At 56.6% G+C, this 20,474-nt stretch carries 18 protein-coding genes and 1 other annotated feature; of the genes, 15 read left to right on the top strand and 3 right to left on the bottom strand.

Features of this window, described 5'->3' with window-relative positions; all coding sequences use genetic code 11:
- The first annotated feature begins 445 nt into the window (after positions 1–445).
- Genes dnaA through gyrB form a run of 4 tightly spaced genes read left to right on the top strand, consistent with a single transcriptional unit; the run spans position 446 to position 6,458 of the window.
- A complete protein-coding gene (gene dnaA, locus EKN83_RS15330) occupies positions 446–1,840 on the top strand; it encodes a chromosomal replication initiator protein DnaA (RefSeq protein ID WP_010426558.1) in 1,395 nt (464 codons plus the stop codon).
- Positions 1,841–1,844: 4 nt separating this feature from the next.
- Positions 1,845–2,945, top strand: coding sequence for a DNA polymerase III subunit beta (dnaN, locus tag EKN83_RS15325; RefSeq protein ID WP_014830028.1), 1,101 nt, complete (start codon positions 1,845–1,847; stop codon positions 2,943–2,945).
- Positions 2,945–4,018, top strand: a complete 1,074-nt coding sequence (gene recF / locus EKN83_RS15320; protein ID WP_013094779.1) for a DNA replication/repair protein RecF — start codon at positions 2,945–2,947, stop codon at positions 4,016–4,018. The genes dnaN and recF overlap by 1 nt, the downstream gene beginning before the upstream one ends.
- 28 nt (positions 4,019–4,046) lie before the next feature.
- A complete protein-coding gene (gene gyrB / locus EKN83_RS15315) occupies positions 4,047–6,458 on the top strand; it encodes a DNA topoisomerase (ATP-hydrolyzing) subunit B (RefSeq protein WP_047957396.1) in 2,412 nt (803 codons plus the stop codon).
- A gap of 33 nt (positions 6,459–6,491) precedes the next feature.
- Here the strand turns inward: gyrB and EKN83_RS15310 are convergent, their stop codons facing one another.
- Positions 6,492–7,427, bottom strand: a complete 936-nt coding sequence (locus EKN83_RS15310; RefSeq protein ID WP_025756971.1) for a LysR family transcriptional regulator — start codon at positions 7,425–7,427, stop codon at positions 6,492–6,494.
- Positions 7,428–7,535: 108 nt separating this feature from the next.
- On the opposite strand from EKN83_RS15310, the gene EKN83_RS15305 reads away from it, so the two are divergent.
- The 8 genes from EKN83_RS15305 to EKN83_RS15270 all read left to right on the top strand — a co-directional run bounded on the left by EKN83_RS15305 (position 7,536) and on the right by EKN83_RS15270 (position 15,734).
- Entirely contained in the window at positions 7,536–8,561 is a 1,026-nt protein-coding gene (locus tag EKN83_RS15305) for a zinc-dependent alcohol dehydrogenase family protein (RefSeq protein ID WP_045285339.1), read from the top strand.
- 114 nt (positions 8,562–8,675) lie between these two features.
- Positions 8,676–9,491: a sugar-phosphatase gene (gene yidA, locus EKN83_RS15300; protein WP_045285338.1), complete on the top strand. Its 816-nt coding sequence runs from the start codon at positions 8,676–8,678 to the stop codon at positions 9,489–9,491.
- Between the two features lie 227 nt (positions 9,492–9,718).
- Positions 9,719–10,408, top strand: a complete 690-nt coding sequence (gene dgoR / locus EKN83_RS15295; RefSeq protein WP_003861109.1) for a D-galactonate utilization transcriptional regulator DgoR — start codon at positions 9,719–9,721, stop codon at positions 10,406–10,408.
- A complete protein-coding gene (locus EKN83_RS15290; RefSeq protein WP_126801244.1) occupies positions 10,405–11,283 on the top strand; it encodes a 2-dehydro-3-deoxygalactonokinase in 879 nt (292 codons plus the stop codon). The genes dgoR and EKN83_RS15290 overlap by 4 nt, the downstream gene beginning before the upstream one ends.
- On the top strand, positions 11,267–11,884 hold the full coding sequence (locus EKN83_RS15285) for a 2-dehydro-3-deoxy-6-phosphogalactonate aldolase (RefSeq protein ID WP_047957399.1): 618 nt from the start codon (positions 11,267–11,269) through the stop codon (positions 11,882–11,884). The genes EKN83_RS15290 and EKN83_RS15285 overlap by 17 nt, the downstream gene beginning before the upstream one ends.
- The gene (dgoD, locus tag EKN83_RS15280) at positions 11,881–13,029 is read left to right on the top strand and encodes a galactonate dehydratase (RefSeq protein WP_047957400.1); all 1,149 of its coding nucleotides are present in this window, start codon (positions 11,881–11,883) and stop codon (positions 13,027–13,029) included. The genes EKN83_RS15285 and dgoD overlap by 4 nt, the downstream gene beginning before the upstream one ends.
- 86 nt (positions 13,030–13,115) lie before the next feature.
- On the top strand, positions 13,116–14,453 hold the full coding sequence (locus tag EKN83_RS15275; RefSeq protein ID WP_126801243.1) for an MFS transporter: 1,338 nt from the start codon (positions 13,116–13,118) through the stop codon (positions 14,451–14,453).
- A gap of 51 nt (positions 14,454–14,504) precedes the next feature.
- Positions 14,505–15,734 (top strand): DUF3748 domain-containing protein, encoded by a 1,230-nt coding sequence (locus EKN83_RS15270; RefSeq protein WP_185857682.1) that lies wholly within the window; start codon positions 14,505–14,507, stop codon positions 15,732–15,734.
- Here the strand turns inward: EKN83_RS15270 and EKN83_RS15265 are convergent.
- Complete coding sequence (locus tag EKN83_RS15265) at positions 15,731–16,063, bottom strand: YceK/YidQ family lipoprotein (protein WP_025756979.1); 333 nt, start codon at positions 16,061–16,063, stop codon at positions 15,731–15,733. The two genes, EKN83_RS15270 and EKN83_RS15265, sit on opposite strands and share 4 nt — an antisense overlap.
- 248 nt (positions 16,064–16,311) lie before the next feature.
- Positions 16,312–16,383: a sequence feature (ROSE (Repression Of Heat Shock gene Expression) occurs in the 5'-region of heat shock genes and acts as an RNA thermometer to modulate expression.), on the top strand.
- On the opposite strand from EKN83_RS15265, the gene ibpA reads away from it, so the two are divergent.
- The 3 genes from ibpA (at position 16,377) to EKN83_RS15250 (ending at position 19,630) form a co-directional block, all read left to right on the top strand.
- The gene (gene ibpA / locus EKN83_RS15260) at positions 16,377–16,787 is read left to right on the top strand and encodes a small heat shock chaperone IbpA (RefSeq protein ID WP_008500162.1); all 411 of its coding nucleotides are present in this window, start codon (positions 16,377–16,379) and stop codon (positions 16,785–16,787) included. (Overlaps the previous feature by 7 nt.)
- Positions 16,788–16,923: 136 nt before the next feature.
- Positions 16,924–17,352: a small heat shock chaperone IbpB gene (ibpB, locus tag EKN83_RS15255; RefSeq protein WP_047957402.1), complete on the top strand. Its 429-nt coding sequence runs from the start codon at positions 16,924–16,926 to the stop codon at positions 17,350–17,352.
- 616 nt (positions 17,353–17,968) lie between these two features.
- Positions 17,969–19,630, top strand: coding sequence for a putative transporter (locus EKN83_RS15250; protein WP_045285332.1), 1,662 nt, complete (start codon positions 17,969–17,971; stop codon positions 19,628–19,630).
- Here EKN83_RS15250 and EKN83_RS15245 read toward each other — a convergent pair.
- Positions 19,598–20,344, bottom strand: coding sequence for a GntR family transcriptional regulator (locus tag EKN83_RS15245; RefSeq protein WP_025756982.1), 747 nt, complete (start codon positions 20,342–20,344; stop codon positions 19,598–19,600). The two genes, EKN83_RS15250 and EKN83_RS15245, sit on opposite strands and share 33 nt — an antisense overlap.
- Positions 20,345–20,474: the final 130 nt, after the last annotated feature.

The raw sequence follows: 20,474 nt of genomic DNA, 5'->3' as shown, positions 1-20,474 counted from the left end.
ATTTCCGCACGATTTCGCGTGGAAAATGAGCAACGGACGACGCAGGAGATGAGCATCACGCGCCGGGTCGAGGATTATACGGGCTCACCGATAAAGCGCAAGGATCGTCCCGGATCTTCGTTAGATCATTTAAGCAATAAATTGTCTGTGCTCATTAAATTTTCCAATATGCGGCCTAAATCGCGGGGCACTCGCGCCAGGATCGTTTACACTTACCCGGTTCCGGATCTTCCTGTGGATAAATCGGGAAGAATCTGTGAGAAACAGAAGATCTCTGGCTCAGTTTAGGCTATGATCCGCGGTCCCGATCGGGATCCCAGGATCCTGGTCAGGATAAATTGCAGATAGCAATTCGCACGTCCCCCTTTACACAGGGTCATGCCGATGTGCGCCAACAATCATGAATATTCAATAGTTTTCTTTTATTGTTCGAGTGGAGTCCGCCGTGTCACTTTCGCTTTGGCAGCAGTGTCTTGCCCGATTGCAGGATGAGTTACCAGCCACAGAATTCAGTATGTGGATCCGCCCGTTGCAGGCGGAACTGAGCGATAACACGCTGGCTTTGTATGCGCCAAACCGTTTTGTGCTCGATTGGGTAAGGGACAAGTACCTTAACAACATCAATGGACTGCTGAACGATTTCTGCGGGTCAGATGCCCCACAGCTGCGCTTTGAAGTAGGCACAAAGCCGGTTACCCAAACCGTTCGTGAAACCGTCAATGTGGCAGCGCCTGCCCAGGCCGCTCCCGCGCCTGCGCCTCGTGTCGCGCCTGCTCGCCAGGGTTGGGATAACGTCCCGGCACCGGCTGAGCCAACCTACCGCTCTAACGTTAACGTGAAACACACGTTCGATAACTTCGTTGAAGGTAAGTCGAACCAGCTGGCGCGCGCGGCGGCTCGCCAGGTTGCTGATAACCCGGGCGGGGCTTATAACCCGCTGTTCCTTTATGGCGGCACGGGTCTGGGTAAAACCCACCTGCTGCATGCGGTGGGTAATGGCATTATGGCGCGCAAGCCCAACGCCAAAGTGGTGTATATGCACTCCGAGCGCTTCGTTCAGGACATGGTTAAAGCCCTGCAAAACAATGCGATCGAAGAGTTTAAACGCTACTATCGTTCCGTTGACGCGCTGCTGATCGATGACATTCAGTTCTTTGCTAATAAAGAACGATCGCAGGAAGAGTTTTTCCACACCTTCAACGCCCTGCTGGAAGGCAATCAGCAGATCATTTTGACCTCGGATCGTTATCCAAAAGAGATCAACGGTGTTGAAGATCGTCTGAAATCCCGCTTCGGCTGGGGCCTGACCGTGGCGATCGAGCCACCGGAGCTGGAAACCCGCGTCGCGATCCTGATGAAGAAAGCCGATGAAAATGACATTCGCCTGCCGGGTGAAGTGGCGTTCTTCATTGCCAAGCGTCTGCGCTCCAATGTGCGTGAGCTGGAAGGGGCACTGAACCGCGTTATCGCCAATGCCAACTTCACCGGTCGTGCGATCACCATCGATTTTGTGCGTGAAGCGCTGCGCGATTTGCTGGCATTGCAGGAAAAACTGGTCACCATCGACAATATTCAAAAGACGGTGGCTGAGTACTACAAGATCAAAGTGGCTGATTTACTGTCTAAACGTCGTTCCCGCTCGGTGGCGCGTCCGCGTCAGATGGCGATGGCGCTGGCAAAGGAGTTAACCAACCACAGTCTGCCGGAAATCGGGGATGCGTTTGGTGGCCGTGACCATACGACCGTGCTGCATGCGTGTCGCAAGATTGAGCAGTTACGCGAAGAAAGCCACGACATAAAAGAAGATTTTTCCAATCTAATCAGAACATTATCATCGTGACGCTATGAAATTTACCGTTGAACGTGAACATTTATTAAAACCGCTGCAACAGGTGAGTGGCCCATTAGGTGGCCGCCCAACGCTGCCTATTCTCGGAAACCTGCTGCTTCAGGTCGCGGACGGTACGCTGTCGCTGACCGGTACAGATCTGGAAATGGAAATGATCGCACGCGTTACGTTGACGCAGCCGCACGACGCAGGCGCGACCACGGTTCCGGCACGTAAATTCTTTGATATCTGCCGTGGGCTGCCGGAAGGCGCTGAAATCGCTGTGCAGCTTGAAGGCGACCGTATGCTGGTGCGCTCTGGCCGCAGTCGTTTCTCGCTCTCCACGCTGCCCGCTGCGGACTTCCCGAACCTGGACGACTGGCAAAGTGAAGTCGAATTCACCCTGCCGCAGGCGACGATGAAGCGTCTGATTGAAGCCACGCAGTTCTCTATGGCGCATCAGGACGTTCGTTACTACTTAAACGGTATGCTGTTCGAAACCGAAGGTGAAGAGCTGCGTACCGTGGCCACTGACGGCCACCGTCTGGCGGTCTGTTCTATGCCGATTGGTGACGCGCTGCCCAACCATTCGGTGATCGTGCCGCGTAAAGGGGTGATTGAGCTGATGCGTATGCTCGACGGCGGCGATACGCCGCTGCGCGTGCAGATCGGCAGCAACAACATCCGCGCGCACGTGGGTGATTTTGTCTTCACATCGAAGCTGGTTGACGGTCGTTTCCCGGATTATCGCCGCGTATTGCCGAAGAACCCGGACAAAACGCTGGAAGCAGGTTGCGACAGCCTCAAGCAGGCCTTTGCTCGCGCCGCTATTCTTTCCAACGAGAAATTCCGCGGCGTGCGCCTGTACGTCAGTGAAAATCAGATCAAAATCACCGCTAACAACCCGGAGCAGGAAGAGGCAGAAGAGATTCTGGACGTCACCTACGCCGGCGCAGAGATGGAAATCGGCTTTAACGTCAGCTACGTGCTGGACGTGCTGAATGCGCTGAAATGCGAGAACGTGCGCATCCTGCTGACCGATTCCGTTTCAAGCGTACAGATTGAAGATGCCGCATCACAGTCGGCTGCCTATGTTGTCATGCCAATGAGACTGTAATGTCGCTCACCCGTCTGTTGATCCGCGACTTTCGCAATATCGAAAGCGCGGATCTCGCTTTATCCCCTGGCTTTAACTTCCTGGTTGGCGCCAACGGCAGTGGCAAAACCAGCGTGCTTGAGGCCATCTATACGCTCGGCCACGGCCGGGCGTTTCGCAGTTTGCAGATTGGTCGCGTTATTCGCCACGAACAGGAGTCTTTTGTTCTGCACGGGCGTTTGCAGGGCGAGGAGCGGGAGACCGCCATCGGCCTGACCAAAGACAAGCAGGGCGACAGCAAGGTGCGCATCGACGGTACCGACGGCCACAAGGTGGCGGAGCTGGCGCTGCTGATGCCGATGCAGCTGATTACGCCGGAGGGGTTTACTTTACTCAACGGCGGCCCCAAATACAGAAGAGCGTTCCTCGACTGGGGATGCTTTCACAACGAAGCCGGTTTCTTTAATGCCTGGAGCAACCTGAAGCGCCTGCTTAAGCAGCGTAACGCCGCATTGCGCCAGGTGACGCGCTACGCCCAGCTGCGCCCGTGGGACATGGAACTTATCCCTCTTGCGGAACAAATCAGCCGCTGGCGTGCCGAATACAGCGCAGGTATTGCCGAAGACATGGCCGACACCTGCAAACAGTTTTTACCCGAATTCTCTCTCACCTTCTCCTTCCAGCGCGGCTGGGAGAAAGAGACGGATTATGCCGAGGTGTTAGAGAGAAACTTCGAGCGCGACCGCATGTTGACCTACACCGCGCACGGCCCGCACAAGGCGGATTTCCGCATTCGTGCCGACGGTGCACCGGTGGAAGACACGCTGTCGCGCGGGCAGCTCAAGCTCCTGATGTGCGCGCTGCGCCTGGCGCAGGGGGAGTTTCTCACCCGTGAGAGCGGGCGACGCTGCCTGTACCTGATAGATGATTTTGCCTCGGAACTTGACGACGCGCGTCGCGGGCTGCTTGCCAGCCGCTTAAAAGCCACGCAGTCGCAGGTTTTCGTCAGCGCCATTAGCGCTGAACACGTTATGGACATGTCGGACGAAAATTCGAAGATGTTTACCGTGGAAAAGGGTAAAATAACGGATTAACCCAAGTTGAAATGAGCGAGAAACGTTGATGTCGAATTCTTATGACTCCTCCAGTATCAAAGTCCTGAAAGGGCTGGATGCGGTGCGTAAGCGCCCGGGTATGTATATCGGCGACACGGATGACGGCACCGGTCTGCACCACATGGTATTCGAGGTGGTAGATAACGCTATCGACGAAGCGCTCGCGGGTCACTGTAAAGACATTATCGTCACTATCCACGCCGATAACTCCGTTTCCGTACAGGATGACGGCCGTGGCATCCCGACCGGTATTCACCCGGAAGAGGGCGTGTCCGCTGCAGAAGTGATCATGACCGTTCTGCACGCCGGCGGTAAGTTCGACGATAACTCCTATAAAGTCTCCGGCGGCCTGCACGGCGTAGGTGTTTCCGTGGTAAACGCCCTGTCGCAGAAACTGGAACTGGTTATCCAGCGCGAAGGCAAAATTCACCGTCAGATCTATCAGCACGGCGTGCCTGAAGCCCCGCTGGCCGTGACCGGCGAGACCGAAAAAACCGGTACGATGGTGCGTTTCTGGCCAAGCCTTGAAACCTTCACCAACGTGACCGAATTCGAGTACGACATTCTGGCGAAACGCCTGCGTGAACTGTCGTTCCTGAACTCTGGCGTCTCAATTCGCCTGCGCGACAAACGCGACAACAAAGAAGACCACTTCCACTACGAAGGCGGTATTAAGGCGTTCGTTGAGTATCTGAACAAGAACAAAACGCCGATTCACCCGAATATCTTCTACTTCTCCACCGAAAAAGACGGTATTGGCGTGGAAGTGGCGCTGCAGTGGAACGACGGTTTCCAGGAAAACATCTACTGCTTCACCAACAACATTCCACAGCGTGACGGCGGTACCCACCTTGCAGGCTTCCGTGCGGCGATGACCCGTACCCTGAACGCCTACATGGACAAAGAAGGTTACAGCAAAAAAGCGAAAGTCAGCGCCACCGGTGACGATGCCCGTGAAGGCCTGATTGCTGTTGTCTCCGTGAAAGTGCCGGATCCGAAGTTCTCCTCTCAGACCAAAGACAAGCTGGTCTCCTCAGAGGTGAAATCGGCGGTTGAACAGCAGATGAACGAACTGCTGAGCGACTACCTGCAGGAGAACCCGAACGACGCGAAAATCGTTGTCGGTAAAATCATTGATGCAGCACGTGCTCGTGAAGCGGCGCGTAAAGCCCGTGAAATGACGCGTCGTAAAGGCGCGCTGGATCTCGCGGGTCTGCCGGGCAAACTGGCTGACTGTCAGGAACGTGACCCGGCGCTGTCCGAACTGTACCTTGTGGAAGGGGACTCCGCGGGCGGTTCTGCGAAGCAGGGCCGTAACCGTAAGAACCAGGCGATTCTGCCGCTGAAGGGTAAAATCCTTAACGTTGAGAAGGCGCGCTTCGACAAGATGCTCTCTTCTCAGGAAGTGGCGACGCTGATCACCGCGCTGGGCTGCGGCATTGGCCGTGACGAATACAACCCGGACAAGCTGCGCTATCACAGCATCATCATCATGACCGATGCGGACGTCGACGGCTCTCACATCCGTACGCTGCTGTTGACCTTCTTCTACCGCCAGATGCCGGAAATCGTTGAGCGTGGCCACGTCTACATTGCTCAGCCGCCGCTGTACAAGGTGAAAAAAGGCAAGCAGGAACAGTACATTAAAGATGACGATGCGATGGATCAGTACCAAATCGCTATCGCGCTTGATGGTGCGACCCTGCACGCGAACTCCAGCGCACCAGCACTGGCGGGTGAACCGCTGGAGCGTCTGGTGTCTGAGTTCAACGCCACGCAGAAAATGATCGGCCGTATGGAGCGTCGTTATCCGAAAGCGCTGCTGAAGGAGTTGGTCTACCAGCCAACCCTGACCGAAGCCGATCTGAGCAGTGAGCAGGCCGTTACCCGCTGGGTGAACACCCTGGTGAGCGAGCTGAACGAGAAAGAGCAGCACGGTAGCCAGTGGAAATTTGATGTTCAGCAGAACGCCGCTCAGCAGTTCGAGCCGATTGTTCGCGTGCGTACCCACGGCGTCGACACCGACTACCCGCTGGAGCACGAGTTCGTGACCGGCCCGGAATACCGTCGCATCTGCACGCTCGGCGAGAAGCTGCGCGGGCTGATCGAAGACGATGCGTTCATTGAGCGTGGCGAGCGCCGTCAGCCGGTAGCCAGCTTCGAGCAGGCGCTGGACTGGCTGGTGAAAGAGTCCCGCCGTGGTCTCTCCATTCAGCGTTATAAAGGTCTGGGCGAAATGAACCCGGATCAGCTGTGGGAAACCACCATGGATCCGGAGAGCCGCCGCATGCTGCGTGTCACCGTCAAAGACGCGATTGCGGCTGACCAGCTGTTCACAACGCTGATGGGCGATGCGGTGGAACCACGTCGTGCCTTCATCGAAGAGAACGCGCTGAAAGCGGCGAACATCGATATTTAATCGTTGTCAGACTGGTTTACTCAGGCCGCGCGTTTAGCGCGGCTTTTTTATGGGCGCAGGCATTTCCTGCGACAGCACTGACGGTAAACGGCTGGCGAGCGTATCGACGGCAATTCTGACTCTCAGCGGCAGATGCGGCGTCTGTTGCCAGACCGCATGCACGTCGAAGCGCACATCCGGTGCCTGCTTTAACAGCGGGACGAGTTTTCCCTGATGAATTTCCCGGCTGGCCATCCAGCAGGGCAACCATGCAATGCCGTGTCCGGCCAGCGCCGCGTCGCAGATCGCCTGCAAGTCATCCATATTGAGTGATGAGCGGGGGGTAAAGGTGTGCGAGGCCCCTGCGTTATCCATCAGTTGCCAGGGTAGCACTCTGCCTGCCCGCAGATAGTTAATGGCCGCATGGTGGGGCAAATCAGCCACCGTTTCAGGCTGACCTCTTTTCTGCAGATACTCCGGCGCGGCGCACAGCACCATGCGGTGTTCTCCCAGTCTTCTGGCGACCAGAACGCTGCTGTCCTGCAGCGTGCCGTTGCGTACCGCCATATCAAATCCTTCCTCGACAAGATCCACCACGCGGTCGCTGAATGACATTTCGAGCTCAAGCCCGGGGTGTTCCTGCGCCAGGTCTATCAGCAGCGGGGCGACGCACTGGCGACCAAACAGCACCGGCATAGCAACACGCAGGCGGCCGCTGACCTGCTGTTTTCCTGTTTCCAGCAGCGATTCTGCGCCGCGGATTTCTTCCAGCGCGCGCAGGCAGCGTTCGTAAAAAAGGGCGCCGTTATCAGTCAGGCTCTGGCTGCGGGTCGTGCGCTGAAACAGGCGTACCCCCAGCCGCTCTTCCAGGCGAGCGATGCTTTTTCCGACCGCTGAGCGTGACAAATGCAGACGGATAGCGGCCTGCGCAAAACTTCCCGCCTCAACGGCGGCCACAAAAACAGGAATATCCTTCAGCGTATCGGTCATAGATTGTATCTATTCAGTCATCAATTAAGAGAAAAATTATCGCCACTGGCGACCTTTCGTCAACGGTAGACTGTGGTCCTGACACTTATTTGATGGCAGGAGAGAAAAATGACAGAGACAATGCAACGCTGGTCGATGAACGCCCTTGGGCGCGAAAGCCTCAAACTTATTCAGGAGCCTGTTCCCGAGCCAGGCCCGGGTGAAGTGCGCGTAAGGGTGAATGCCGTTGCGCTCAACTATCGCGATAAAATGGTGATTGAAGGCACTATGCCGATCCCGCTTTCCTTCCCGTTTACGCCGGCCTCGGACATGGCGGGGGTGGTGGACAGCACGGGGGAAGGCGTCACCCGTTTCCAGCCCGGCGCTCGCGTTATTTCCACCTTTTTCCCTGAGTGGTTCGACGGTAAGCCGCAGGCGGACGCACGAAATCTGCCCTATAAAACGTCCGGCGGCTACTTCCAGGGCATGCTGGCTGAGTATGTGATTGTGAAGGAAGATGCGCTGGTGGCCGCGCCGGAAACCCTGGATGACGCAGAGGCCAGCACCTTACCGTGCGCCGGGCTTACGGCGTGGTTCGCGCTGATCGAGCGTGGAAACTTGCGCGCCGGGCAAACGGTACTGGTACAGGGCACAGGTGGGGTGGCGATTTTCGCACTGCAAATTGCAAAAGCGCACGGCGCAGAGGTGTTTGTCACGTCGGGAAGTGATGAAAAACTGGCGCGGGCTAAAAATCTGGGGGCCAGGCAGGGCATCAACCGCCTGAAAGGCGACTGGGCTGAAACGACGCTGGCACTGACGCAGGATCGCGGTATCGACCATATTATTGAAACCGTGGGCGGGGAGAACCTGAAGCATTCCCTGCGCGCCGTAGCCGTTCATGGACGGATATCGGTCATTGGTGTGCTGGCGGGGGCGGAGATTTCACTGTCTGCTGGCGAGCTGTTGCTGAAATCTCCGGTCATTCAGGGGATTGGCGTGGGACATCGCCGGGCGCTGGAGGATTTTGTCCGGGCTGTTGATGTCACGAGTCTGAAGCCGGTCATTGAGCACCGCTACCGCTTTGATGAACTTGAACAGGCGCTCGACCATCTCGATCGCGGCGCGTTCGGTAAAATCGTTCTCACCCGCGAGTAAGTCATCATTCCCCCGGGATGCGTAAAAGGGGTATTCCTGTTGCGCAATGTAGCTCTATTTTTGTGTGCTTAATCGCGTTAGCATGAGGCAGCACTCATTTATCCCGGGGAACTCATGGCTATTAAACTCATTGCAATCGATATGGACGGCACGCTGCTGCTGCCAGACCACACTATCTCTCCAGCCGTTAAAAACGCGATCGCCGCGGCACGCGCGAAGGGCGTGAATGTGGTCCTGACCACGGGGCGTCCGTACGCGGGCGTACACAGCTACCTGAAAGAGTTGCATATGAATCAGCCTGGCGACTACTGCATTACCTATAACGGCGCGCTGGTACAAAAAGCCGCGGATGGCAGTACGGTTGCGCAAACTGCGCTGAGCTATGACGACTACCTGTTCCTGGAAAAATTGTCCCGTGAAGTGGGCTCCCACTTCCACGCGCTCGATCGCAATACGCTCTATACCGCCAACCGTGATATCAGCTACTACACGGTACATGAATCCTATGTTGCGACCATTCCGCTGGTGTTCTGCGAAGCCGAGAAGATGGATCCGGCGACCCAGTTCCTGAAAGTGATGATGATCGACGAACCGGAGATCCTGGATAAAGCGATTGCGCGCATTCCGGCCGAGGTGAAAGAGAAGTACACCGTGCTGAAAAGCGCGCCGTACTTCCTCGAAATCCTCGATAAACGCGTCAATAAAGGCACGGGGGTAAAATCGCTGGCCGACGCGTTGGGCATCAAACCTGACGAGATCATGGCGCTGGGCGACCAGGAAAACGACATCGCGATGATTGAATTCGCAGGCATGGGCGTGGCGATGGATAACGCCATTCCGTCGGTGAAAGAGGTGGCTAACTTTGTTACCAAATCCAACCTCGAAGACGGTGTGGCCTACGCGATTGAGAAATTTGTACTGTCCCGGTAACACATTGCCCTCAATCATCAGCCTCGGTTATCAACCGGGGCTTTTTTTGGCCCTGAGTTTATTGAGTTGTTCTTTTTGTGATCTGGATTGTAGTACAACATTAATTGATTGTACTACATTACGACTACAGCAAAGGCGAAAGGGTTCACGTTTGTACTGCAAAAGTGAGGCGAAATTCGGCGGTCGCGGTAAAGTAGTGATGGACTTACAGAGCACAAGGACTCTCCATGACGCTGAACAAAACCGATCGCATTGTCATCACGCTGGGCACTCAGATTGTGGGTGGCAAATACGTTCCCGGTTCGCCGCTGCCAGCAGAGGCTGAACTGTGCGAGGAGTTTGAAACTTCACGCAACATTATCCGGGAAGTGTTCCGCTCGCTGATGGCGAAGCGGTTGATTGAAATGAAACGCTATCGCGGCGCGTTTGTTGCACCACGTAACCAGTGGAACTACCTCGATACCGATGTCCTGCAGTGGGTGCTGGAAAATGACTACGACCCGCGGCTTATCGGTGCGATGAGTGAAGTACGAAACCTGGTCGAACCCGCCATCGCCCGCTGGGCAGCAGAGCGCGCAACGTCAGGCGATCTGGCGCAGATTGAGTCGGCGCTCAACGACATGATCGCCAATAACCAGAACCGGGAAGCGTTCAACGAGGCGGATATTCGCTATCACGAGGCGGTATTGCAGTCGGTGCATAACCCGGTGTTACAGCAGCTTAGCGTGGCGATCAGCTCGCTACAGCGAGCAGTATTTGAACGTACCTGGATGGGCGATGAGGCCAACATGCCGAAAACGCTTCAGGAACATAAAGCGCTGTTTGATGCGATACGGCATCAGGACGGCGATGCGGCAGAGCAGGCAGCACTCACCATGATTGCCAGCTCGACACGAAGGCTGAAGGAAATCACATGACATCACGCTACATCGCAATTGACTGGGGATCGACCAATCTGCGCGCCTGGCTATACCAGGGCGAGCAGTGCCTGGAGAGCAGGCAATCAGAAGCAGGCGTTACGCGTCTGAACGGGAAATCCCCCGAGGCGGTGTTAGCTGAGGTGACACAAAACTGGCGTGATGGCGCGACGCCGGTGGTGATGGCGGGAATGGTCGGCAGTAACGTGGGCTGGAAGGTTGCACCTTATCTGCCTGTTCCTGTCCATTTCTCCGCTATTGGCGAGCAGTTAACGTCCGTTGGCGACAATATCTGGATTATTCCCGGTTTGAGCGTCTCGCGTGACGATAACCACAACGTGATGCGCGGCGAAGAGACGCAGCTGCTCGGCGCGCGCACGCTTTCTCCTTCTTCTGTCTACGTAATGCCGGGTACGCACTGCAAATGGGTACAGGCTGACACGGAGCAAATCCACGATTTTCGCACTGTAATGACCGGCGAGTTACACCATTTGCTGCTCAATCATTCTCTGGTGGGTGCTGGCTTACCCGAGCAGAAAACGTCCCCGGAGGCCTTTACCGCCGGTCTTGAGCGCGGCCTCGCCTCGCCTGATGTTCTGCCGTCTCTTTTTGAGATCCGCGCCTCGCACGTGCTGGGAACCCTCCCGCGCGAGCAGGTCAGCGAGTTTCTTTCCGGCCTGCTGATTGGCGCAGAAGTCGCCAGCATGCGCGATTTTGTTGCGCAGGGGCAGGCCATCACGATTGTTGCAGGGTCATCGTTGGCTTCACGCTACGAGCAGGCTTTACGCCGCGCAGGGCACGACGTCTCAACGGTATCCGGTGACACGGCATTTCAGGCAGGAATAAGGAGCATCGCTCATGCAGTGGCAAACTGATCTTCCCCTTATCGCGATTTTGCGCGGTATCACGCCCGATGAGGCATTAGCCCATGTCGGGGCGGTTATCGATGCCGGGTTCGACGCGGTAGAAATCCCGCTCAACTCGCCGGATTGGGAAAAAAGCATCCCGGCAGTGGTGGAAGCGTTTGGGGATAAGGCGCTGATTGGCGCGGGGACCGTGCTAAAACCGGAGCAGGTGGATCGGCTGGCAAAGATGGGCTGCAAGCTTATTGTCACCCCCAACATTCATCCCGAGGTGATTCGTCGCGCAGTGGGTTACGGCATGACCGTCTGCCCGGGATGCGCCACGGCCACAGAAGCCTTTGCCGCTCTCGATGCGGGCGCACAGTCGCTCAAAATTTTCCCGTCGTCGGCCTTTGGCCCGGATTACATCAAAGCGCTGAAAGCGGTCTTACCCGCCAGCGTGCCGGTCTTTGCCGTGGGCGGCGTCACGCCAGAAAACCTGGTGCAGTGGATAAAAGCAGGCTGTGTGGGCGCGGGGCTGGGCAGCGATCTTTATCGCGCCGGGCAGTCCGTAGAACGTACCGCGCAGCAGGCGGCAGCATTTGTGAAAGCGTATCGAGAGGCAGTGCAATGAAAATAACCAAACTTACCACTTACCGTTTACCCCCGCGCTGGATGTTCCTGAAAATCGAAACCGATGAAGGCGTTGTCGGCTGGGGTGAGCCGGTGATCGAAGGCCGTGCGCGCACGGTTGAAGCCGCCGTGCACGAGCTGGGAGAATACCTGATTGGCCAGGATCCTGCGCGTATCAACGACTTGTGGCAGGTAATGTATCGTGCCGGTTTCTACCGTGGTGGCCCGATCCTGATGAGCGCCATCGCCGGTATCGACCAGGCGCTGTGGGATATCAAAGGCAAAGTGCTGAATGCCCCGGTCTGGCAACTGATGGGCGGCCTGGTGCGCGATAAAATCAAAGCCTACAGCTGGGTGGGCGGCGATCGCCCCGCGGAAGTGATCGACGGCATCACGCAGTTGCGCAACATTGGTTTTGACACCTTCAAGCTCAACGGCTGTGAAGAGATGGGCGTGATTGACAACTCGCGAGCGGTCGACCGCGCGGTCAATACCGTGGCGCAAATCCGTGAAGCCTTCGGCAACGAGATTGAATTTGGGCTGGATTTCCACGGACGCGTCAGCGCGCCGATGGCGAAAGTGCTGATTAAAGAGCTGGAGCCGTATCGCCCGCTGTTCATTGAAGAGCCCGTGCTGGCCGAGCAGGCAGAGTACTATCCGAAACTGGCAGAACAGACGCACATTCCCATCGCCGCGGGTGAACGCATGTTCTCGCGCTTCGAGTTTAAACGTGTGCTGGAAGCGGGCGGTATTGCGATCCTGCAGCCGGATCTCTCCCACGCGGGCGGCATCACCGAATGCTACAAAATTGCCGGAATGGCGGAAGCCTACGATGTGGCGCTGGCACCGCACTGTCCGCTCGGGCCGATTGCGCTGGCGGCCTGTCTGCACGTGGATTTTGTCTCCCGCAATGCCGTGTTCCAGGAGCAAAGCATGGGCATTCACTATAACAAGGGCGCAGAGCTGCTCGACTTTGTGAAAAACAAAGAAGACTTCAGCATGGAAGGCGGTTTCTTTAAACCGTTAACGAAGCCGGGCCTGGGCGTAGAAATTGACGAAGCCAAAGTCATTGAGCTCAGTAAAAACGCGCCAGACTGGCGTAACCCGCTGTGGCGTCATGAGGACGGCAGCGTAGCGGAGTGGTGATCGCCCTCCCGTAGGCCCGGTAAGCGAAGCGCCACCGGGCAAAAAAACATACATACAAAATTATAACCCTCTGTAAATTACAGGGCATGGTGAGCGGCTTCGCTATGCCCAAAATCTGGAGACAGATTGCGATGGATATTCCAGTTACTGCTGCAAAAATCGGGCGTCGCCGCTACCTGACGCTGATCATGATCTTTATTACCGTGGTCATTTGCTATGTCGACCGCGCCAACCTTGCCGTGGCATCGGCTCATATTCAGGAAGAGTTTGGCATCACCAAAGCGGAAATGGGCTACGTCTTCTCGGCGTTTGCCTGGCTGTATACGCTCTGCCAGATCCCCGGCGGCTGGTTCCTGGACCGCGTGGGGTCACGTCTGACTTACTTCATCGCCATTTTAGGCTGGTCCGTGGCGACCCTGTTCCAGGGCTTCGCGACCGGGCTGATGTCGCTGATTGGCCTGCGCGCCATCACCGGTATTTTTGAAGCACCAGCATTCCCGACCAACAACCGCATGGTGACCAGCTGGTTCCCGGAGCATGAGCGTGCTTCTGCCGTGGGCTTCTACACCTCCGGGCAGTTTGTTGGCCTGGCGTTCCTGACGCCGCTGCTCATCTGGATCCAGGAGCTGCTGAGCTGGCACTGGGTGTTTATTGTCACCGGCGGGATCGGCATTATCTGGTCGCTAATTTGGTTTAAGGTCTACCAACCTCCGCGGCTGACCAAAAGCATCACTAAAGCCGAGCTGGACTACATTCGCGATGGCGGCGGTCTGGTGGATGGCGATGCGCCGGTGAAAAAAGAGGCGCGCCAGCCGCTCACCAGAGCGGACTGGAAGCTGGTCTTCCACCGTAAGCTTGTGGGGGTATATCTGGGCCAGTTTGCGGTTACGTCGACGCTGTGGTTCTTTCTCACCTGGTTCCCGAACTACCTGACGCAGGAGAAGGGGATCACCGCGCTGAAGGCGGGCTTTATGACCACCGTACCGTTCCTTGCGGCCTTCTTCGGGGTACTGCTTTCGGGCTGGCTGGCGGACAAAATGGTGAAAAAAGGCTTCTCGCTGGGGGCTGCGCGTAAAACACCGATTATCTGCGGGCTGTTGATCTCAACGTGCATCATGGGCGCCAACTATACCAACGATCCGGTATGGATTATGACCCTGATGGCCGTGGCGTTCTTCGGAAACGGTTTTGCCTCCATTACCTGGTCGCTGGTGTCGTCGCTGGCACCGATGCGTCTGATCGGCCTGACCGGTGGCGTGTTCAACTTCGTTGGCGGGCTGGGCGGGATCACCGTGCCGCTGGTCATTGGTTACCTGGCGCAGGATTACGGTTTTGGCCCGGCGCTGGTCTACATCTCCGTCGTGGCATTGATCGGTGCGCTCTCCTACATCCTGCTGGTAGGCGATGTTAAACGAGTAGGCTAATTCTTCCGGATGTTTTACCCTGATGCGAAAACCGCGCATCAGGGTATCTTCATGAAACAAATCACCTTCGCTTCCCGTAACCACCAGCTCACCAATATCAATACCTGGACACCGGACAGCCAGTGGCTGGTCTACGACGTGCGCCCGTCAGGCGCGTCGTTCACCGGTGAAACCATTGAGCGGGTTAACGTCCATTCGGGCGAGGTGGAGGTGATTTATCGCGCCACAGACGGCGCACACGTTGGCGTGGTGACCGTTCATCCCGCACAAGAGAAATATGTCTTTATCCACGGCCCGAAAAACCCGGACGCAGACTGGCACTATGATTTTCACCATCGCCAGGGGGTGATTGCGCATCACGGCCAGGTGAGCAATCTGGATGCGATGGATATCACCGCGCCTTACACCGCAGGCGCGCTGCGCGGCGGCACCCATGTCCATGTCTTTAGCCCGAACGGGCAGTTCGTCAGCTTTACCTATAACGACCATGTGTTGCATGAGCGCGATCCAAAGCTCGATTTACGCAACGTCGGCGTGGCTGCGCCTTACGGCCCGGTGAAGCCGAAGGGGAACCATCCTCGGGCGTATTCGGGTGCCTTCTGGAGCGTGCTGGTTAGCCGCACGACGCCCAACCCGCAGCCGGGCAGCGATGAGATCAACCGCGCCTACGAAGAGGGCTGGGTAGGCAACAGCAGGCTGGCGTTTATCGGTGACACCCTCTCCGCGCAGGGCGAAAAAGTGCCTGAACTGTTTGTTGTCGATCTGCCAGAAGACGAGCAGGGCTGGAAACGTGCGGGTGATGCGCCGCTACAGGGTACGCCGGCAACCCTGCCCGCTCCGCCTGCAGGCGTGAAGCAGCGTCGTCTGACCTTTACCCATCAGAACCGCTATCCGGGGCTGGTGAACGTGCCGCGTCACTGGGTGCGCAGCAATCCGCAAGGAACGCAGATTGCGTTCCTGATGCGCGATGATAACGGTATCGTGCAACTGTGGCTGATCTCCTCCGAGGGCGGCGAGCCGCGCCAGTTAACGCATACAGAAAACGGTATCCAGTCGGCATTTAACTGGCATCCTTCGGGCAACCGCCTGGGATTTGTCATGGAAGATCGTATCGCCTGCTGCGACGCACGGACCGGAGAGGTGACGTTTTTGACGTCCGATCACGGCAATCCACCGTCTGCTGATGCGGTGGTGTTTTCGCCAGACGGGCACTTTATTGCGTGGATGGAAGAGACAGGCGGTTTCCGTCAGCTTTGGTTAACGGAAACCGCGCAGAACTAGCGTGGAGGCATTTCCGCGGGCGGGATAACGGCGTTTGTCGCCAGATTTTCCTGCTCGCTTTTTTCTACCCGTGAGCGCACGGAGTCGTCCTTACGAAATATATCCCACGGCAGCAGAAGCGTATCTGCCACCGCCGTAAACGGCATATCGAGGATAACCAGGGATTTGGTGCCCCAGTTGGTATCGTCATCGGAGATCATCGCCGCGCTGGCGCGAGTCCCCGGATATGTTCCTTCTTTACCGCCGGTGTGAGACATCACGCTCGAACACCCGCAAAGTAAAACTACCCCGCTGAACGTCGTCAGCTTTATCAGAACATTTTTCATCATCACTCAGTCATCGTTAATGGCACTGCATAGACCTGCAACTCAGGGTTATAGCGAGCCTTATCCAAAATGGATAGCCCGATAACCCCGCACTGTGGCAGCCATCGCAATTTAACCCTTTGTGCTGTTGTCCCAGTCTAAGCGAGATGCACAAATGTGCAAAAAAAAGTGCAGTTGTCGTGCTTGAAAAGCCCGGTTGCAGACCCATTTTATGAATGTGGCCCGATAACGAACACGCCTGATGGGTGTTCGGGGGCGCAAAGGCCTGTCCATGGTGGAAGGCACTATTTTCTCGCTGATTTCAGGAGTTTTATTTATGCGTAACTTCGATCTTTCTCCGCTATACCGTTCTGCAATTGGTTTTGACCGCCTGTTTAACCATTTAGAAAATAACCAAAGCCAGAGCAACGGCTACCCTCCTTACAATGTTGAGCTGGTTGACGAAAACCACTACCGCATCGCCATTGCCGTCGCCGGTTTTGCAGAAAACGAACTGGAGATCACCGCGCAGGACAACCTGCTGGTGGTGAAAGGTTCCCATACGGCTGAGCAGAAAGAGCGTACCTACCTCTACCAGGGCATCGCCGAGCGCAACTTTGAACGCAAGTTCCAGTTAGCCGAGAACATTCACGTGAAAGGCGCGAACCTGGTTAACGGCCTGCTGTTTATCGAACTGGAACGTGTGATTCCGGAAGAGAAAAAACCGCGTCGTATCGAAATTAACTAATTTTGCGGGTCGCCCGAGCGGCCCACCCAGACTTGCTTGCCGTAACGGGAGCATATGCGAATCCATCAGGATTTGCAGGAACAACTGCGCACAAAATTAAACTGTGCCGAACTCGCTTCTCAGAAGGAGATTTAGTATGCGTAACTATGATTTATCCCCCTTACTGCGTCAGTGGATTGGTTTTGACAAACTGGCGAATGCCCTGCAAAACACCGCTGAGCAACAGACGTTTCCGCCGTACAACATCGAAAAAAGCGACGATAACCACTATCGCATCACCCTGGCGCTGGCCGGCTTCCGTCAGGAGGATCTGGATATCCAGCTTGAAGGCACGCGCCTGACCGTTAAGGGTACGCCGGAAAAACAAGAGACCGAGACCAAATGGCTGCATCAGGGGCTGGTTAATCAGCCGTTTAGCCTGAGCTTTACTCTGGCAGACCATATGGATGTAACCGGCGCAACGTTTACTAACGGGCTGCTGCATATTGATCTGACCCGTAACGTGCCGGAAGCTATCGCGCCGCAGCGTATCGCCATTAGCGACCGACCGGCGTTGAACAGTTAGCACTGTGCGGGCTGATGCCCGATCCTTTCCCACAGGGCTGAGGGATCCCCATAAAATAATGCCTGCACAGACAACCCCCTCTCCCTTGAGGGAGAGGGCTGGGGTGAGGGGGAACATACGGCTCTGGTGGACATTCCGTTCACTTTATGTTCCTTGCTACTCTGTAACAGCATGACCAGTGAACGTGCCAGGGCGGCTCAATCGCCACCGCCCTGGCGACCCGGGCTCCCGGCGGTAAATCGCCGCTTCGCGGTACCCTCAGCTTATTCCTCCAGGCTATCGGGTCGGGCATGAGCCTGCATCCCTGCAGGCCACGCCCTCTCGGCGCATCCCTGCGCCTCGCCCCGGCCTTACGGAAACGCTTCGGCGATTTACAGCCGGACCAGGGCATCGCTGTAAGTCATTAATTTTGCTGAAGCAACGTTCATCGCTTCAGGTAAAAAATTACTGGGGATTCCTCAGCCCACAGGGAGAGGGTGCACACACTAAAAACGGTCACCCGAGGGGGACCGTTTTGCTTTTACCTTCGGCTTTTTTGTGCGCCATCGCCCATACAACCGCCCCCTGCTCTGAGAGAATCCTTAGCATAACTAAGGTTATGCTAAGGAAGGGGATCATGAGTGATATCGCGTTAACCGTCAGCGTGTTGGCCCTGGTCGCCGTCGTTGGGCTATGGATTGGCAACGTCAAAATCCGCGGCGTTGGGTTTGGTATTGGCGGGGTGCTGTTTGGCGGTATTTTTGTCGGGCACTTCGCCGACAAGCTCGGGCTGGTCCTCAGCGCCGAAATGCTCCACTTTATTCAGGAATTTGGCCTGATCCTGTTCGTCTATACCATTGGCATTCAGGTGGGGCCGGGCTTCTTCGCTTCCCTTCGGGTCTCCGGGTTGCGTCTCAATCTCTTTGCCCTCGCTATTGTGGTGATGGGCGGGCTGGTGACCGCGCTTCTGCACAAACTTTTCGCAATCCCGCTTCCCGTGGTGCTGGGCATTTTCTCCGGGGCGGTGACCAACACGCCTGCGCTCGGTGCGGGGCAGCAAATCCTGCGTGATTTGGGTATCGAACCCGGCATTGTTGATCAGATGGGGATGAGCTATGCCATGGCCTATCCGTTTGGCATTTGCGGCATTCTGCTCTCCATGTGGCTGGTTCGCGTCCTGTTTCGCATCAACGTCGATAAAGAGGCGAAAGACCACGAAACCACGCTCACCAACGGCCATATGCCGATCAAAACCATCAATATTCGGGTCGATAACCCCAATCTGAACAATATGGCGATCCAGGACGTGCCGATCCTGAACAGCGCCAACATTATCTGCTCGCGCCTTAAGCGCGACGATATGCTGATGGTGCCCGCGCCGGGCACCGTTATTCAGCAGGGGGATCTGCTGCACCTGGTCGGCCAGCCCGGCGATCTCAACAACGCGCGGCTGGTGATCGGTCAGGAAGTGGACACCTCGCTCTCCACCCGCGGCACCGATATGCGCGTGGAGCGCGTGGTGGTAACAAACGAGCACGTTCTCGGCAAGAAAATCCGCGATCTGCAGGTGAAAGAGCGTTATGACGTCGTGATCTCCCGCCTTAACCGCGCGGGTGTGGAACTGGTCGCCAGCCCGGAGGCCAGCCTGCAGTTTGGGGATATCCTTAACCTGGTCGGGCGGCCGTCGTCCATTGACGCCGTCGCGGATATGGTCGGTAACGCTCAGCAAAAACTGCAGCAGGTGCAGATGCTGCCGGTGTTTATCGGTATCGGGTTGGGTGTACTGCTCGGCTCCATTCCGCTGTATGTGCCGGGCTTCCCGGTGGCGCTCAAGCTCGGCCTGGCGGGCGGACCGCTGATTATGGCGCTGATCCTCGGACGTATTGGCTGCATCGGTAAGCTCTACTGGTTTATGCCGCCGAGCGCCAACCTGGCGCTGCGCGAGCTGGGTATTGTGCTGTTTCTGGCGGTGGTCGGGCTGAAGTCCGGCGGGGATTTTGTCGATACCCTGGTCAGAGGGGAAGGGATGAGCTGGGTCGGCTACGGCATATTCATCACGGCAATCCCGCTGCTGACGGTAGGCATACTGGCGCGTATGTTCGCTAAAATGAACTACCTGACGCTCTGCGGCATGCTTGCGGGCTCGATGACGGACCCACCCGCACTGGCCTTTGCCAATAACCTGCACGCCACCAGCGGCGCGGCGGCGCTCTCCTACGCCACGGTTTATCCGCTGGTAATGTTCCTGCGCATTATCACCCCGCAGCTACTGGCGGTGCTGTTCTGGGGGATGAGCTAACAGGTCGTCCGGGTGGATGCGCCGCAGATGGTAGTCCACCTGGTAATCGCTGGTGTTTCGGAACATGACGGAATAGTTGAGAAACTCGCCGCTGTCGCTGTAGGAAAGGGACGTGATTCGCAGCAGCGGCGTCTGTTCCGGAAGATTCAGATAACCCGCCAGCTGTTTATCCGCCAGCACCGGCGTCAGGCTCTCGTAATTGCCGCTAATGGTGATCCCGCACTCCTTCTCGATGTAATCAAACTTTGACCCTTCAAGATGCGCCAGAGAGAGGTTACGGAACAGCTTCACCGGCATAAAACTGTCCTCCAGCATCAGCGGTTTTCCGTCCACGTAGCGCACCCGCCGGGAAAAGTAGATCCGCTCATCCACCTGAATCCGCAACTGGCTGGCGATGGCGGGCGGCGCGGGCATTACTTCGAACTGCAACACCTTGCTCTGCACCTCTTTCCCCTGCTGGCGCAACACCTCCACCAGCCCGGTGAGGTTTGTGGTTTCATGGTGAACGTCTTTACGCGCGACAAACGTTCCGCTGCCGTGCCGCCGCTCAACCAGGCCCCAGCTCACCAGCAGATCCAGCGCTTTGCGGATGGTCATTCGCGCCACGCCGAACTCCTGCGCCAGCGCTTTTTCGCCCGGCAACGGGCTGCCGATGTTGTAGTCCGACGAATTCAGCCGCAGCCGCAACCTGTCGGCGATAGATTTGTAGATCACCAGTAGACCTCTCTGCCCTTATCAGGGCGTGGCTGGCGTCCTGATATGTCCATATTTACCGCAAAAAGTAGACCTGATTGGTCAAAATAAAACCATGAATGCGATCACGAATCGCAGCGGCACGCCATGT

The organism is Enterobacter sp. WCHEn090032, from assembly GCF_003986875.1.
Lineage (GTDB): Bacteria > Pseudomonadota > Gammaproteobacteria > Enterobacterales > Enterobacteriaceae > Enterobacter > Enterobacter sichuanensis.
Note: the sequence above shows the minus strand (reverse complement) of the source record. Positions and strands in the feature narration are given on the sequence as shown.